The sequence below is a fragment of the Lysinibacillus capsici genome, assembly GCF_003367505.1.
Lineage (GTDB): Bacteria > Bacillota > Bacilli > Bacillales_A > Planococcaceae > Lysinibacillus > Lysinibacillus capsici.
Genome location: NZ_PXXX01000037.1, coordinates 1 through 2341, shown reverse-complemented (window position 1 = coordinate 2341; position 2341 = coordinate 1). Strand labels below are relative to the sequence as shown.

Here is a 2341-nt window from a genome sequence, read left to right as displayed (position 1 = left end):
TGATGTCCAAAATTGTGTTTCGTTCACTAGCAAAACTAGCTACTTAAAACTTTATTGATTACGTTTTGCTTGTTCAGTTTTCAAGGTTCATTTTGTTTACTCTTCTGTAAGAGTTAACTTTTATATAATAACATGTTTTATATTTAATGTCAAACAGTTATTTTATTTTATATTTTAGTAGCTGCATATCTCAACAGCAACTTTTATATAATAACACCCTATTTGTCATTGGTCAATAGTTTTATAATTATTTTTTTAAAAAATTACAACCTCAATCTTGGCCAATTTCGTAAAAATTGAATTGTACGGTTTCTTCCTATATCTAATAGAGTTTCTTTTGTTTCTTCATTTAAATCAAATTGGGTTGCACTATAATCTTCTACAGGAATAAAAATAATGTCTCTTTCGTGTCGTCTTGATATATACCTTTCATCATGTGCATCTTTCATAGTTGAAAATAGTGCCTCAAATAAATTTAGACCATTCTTAATTTCTTGAGGACATTGTTCTTCTCTTCTTCTACTCAGTTTCAGACCTAAAATCGGACGTACTTTCCGACCTTCTTTATCATCGAATATCCATAGTGGAAAATTACTTAAAACACCACCATCCACTATAACCGATTCACCTTTCCCAGTCTTTAATGTAACTGGTTCAAAGAAAAAAGGTATACCGCAACTCATGCGTAACGCACAAGCTACTGAAAAATTCTTTGCTTCAATTTGATATTTATGCAAATCATCTGGTAAAACAATCATTCTACCATTCGTTAAATCTGAAGCTACTAATTTAAGAGAATCTTTAGGCAGATCACCAAAAGTATATACTCCTTTTGCAGCTAGCTTTTGGAAAAACCATTTTTCTAACGCCTTTCCTTTATAGAGACCTAAATGATTATAAACATTTACCCATTTCATAAAAGGAAAAGGGAAAATTGTTCTTCTTGGATCAAGTAATGAAGGAACATCTAACTCTTCTAGCATCATTTCTATCTCTTTTCCACTATAACCCGCAGCAATAAAGGCAGCTAAAATGGCCCCCGCACTTGTACCAGCTACACGTTTAAATCGAAAATGTTCAGCTTCTAGTACTTGATATGCCCCTACTAAGGCAAAGCCCTTCAAACCGCCACCAGAAAACACGCCATCAATCCACAAACTTTCCTCTCCTTTTTGATGTAATCTTTATAGTATAAGGATGAAGAATGACGAATAGAACTAAATTTTCTACTTTATTGACGATACTTATGTACATAGCAGCAAACTTTAACCAAGTGTCTAGCTAAAATTCGATTACAGTATCATATAAGAATATGCGGCGAAATATCGTTATTCTAAGAAATGTAAAGAGCTACTTAAATGCTAATGTAGTTTCAACAATAATTTTAGTTCCGGAAATTTTTAGTGTAGAACATATTTTTAACAACAAAAATAAAGGGCCTAAGCCCCCAACAATATTTAATTTAAATCACAGCCCTTATCTATATTAACTATGTCTTATAAGAACGTACTGATGGTGATTGATATTATTTAATTTTAAAAAAAGTTACAGAATGTTTAGCTATCCACAAATGCTGGGGTTTTCATAACTTCTAATTTTATTCTTTCACTGAAGGCTTGAAAATTTTAGCCGACTTAGTTAATAGCTTACTAACCCCTTCTATATCTTGCTAAGATTACAATGAATCAGAACCACCAGTTAGACTGGTGGTTTGCTCTCGCGTGAAACGCTGGGGTTCTGGTCCATATTTGTATTCAGGTTGGCATGCCGATCGAATATCATTAAGCTACTCTTCCCTTTCAAATACACTACAAAAGATGAAACAATTATTTTTGCTCGAATACTCACCAACATACCTGATTGCTCGGCTGTTTTTTTCTTGTCCATAGCTAGAAGCTCTTTGGAACCCCTCGCATAGCAAGGGGTTTTCAAAAGATACAAAATAAAAAAACAGTCAGCGCACAGCTGACTGTTTTGTTGCCTAGCGACGTCCTACTCTCACAGGGGGAAGCCCCCAACTACCATCGGCGCTAAAGAGCTTAACTTCCGTGTTCGGTATGGGAACGGGTGTGACCTCTTTGCCATCATCACTAGACTTATTAAAAGACAAGATTTATTATACCATATTTCAGTATAAATGCAAGCTTTTTTTAAAAGCTTACTTGTTCTTTCAAAACTGGATAAACGGTGCATTGAATGTTTCAAACGTTTTTGGTTAAGTCCTCGATCGATTAGTATTCGTCAGCTCCATGTGTCACCACACTTCCACCTCGAACCTATCTACCTCATCGTCTTTGAGGGATCTTACTTACTTGCGTAATGGGAAATCTCATCTTGAGTG

Annotated in this window: 1 protein-coding gene, 2 rRNA genes and 1 pseudogene; all 4 read right to left on the bottom strand. The window is 34.5% G+C overall.

Annotated features, from left to right (window positions below; genetic code table 11):
* Positions 1-263: 263 nt before the first annotated feature.
* Positions 264-1157 (bottom strand): patatin-like phospholipase family protein, encoded by an 894-nt coding sequence (locus tag C7B89_RS22730; RefSeq protein WP_115674652.1) that lies wholly within the window; start codon positions 1155-1157, stop codon positions 264-266.
* A 584-nt stretch (positions 1158-1741) separates the two neighbouring features.
* Positions 1742-1854 (bottom strand): annotated as a pseudogene (locus C7B89_RS22725) (IS200/IS605 family transposase); the annotation flags it as partial.
* A 125-nt stretch (positions 1855-1979) separates the two neighbouring features.
* A 5S ribosomal RNA gene (gene rrf / locus C7B89_RS22720) occupies positions 1980-2095 on the bottom strand.
* A gap of 116 nt (positions 2096-2211) precedes the next feature.
* Positions 2212-2341: ribosomal RNA gene (locus C7B89_RS23165) — 23S ribosomal RNA — on the bottom strand; the annotation flags it as partial.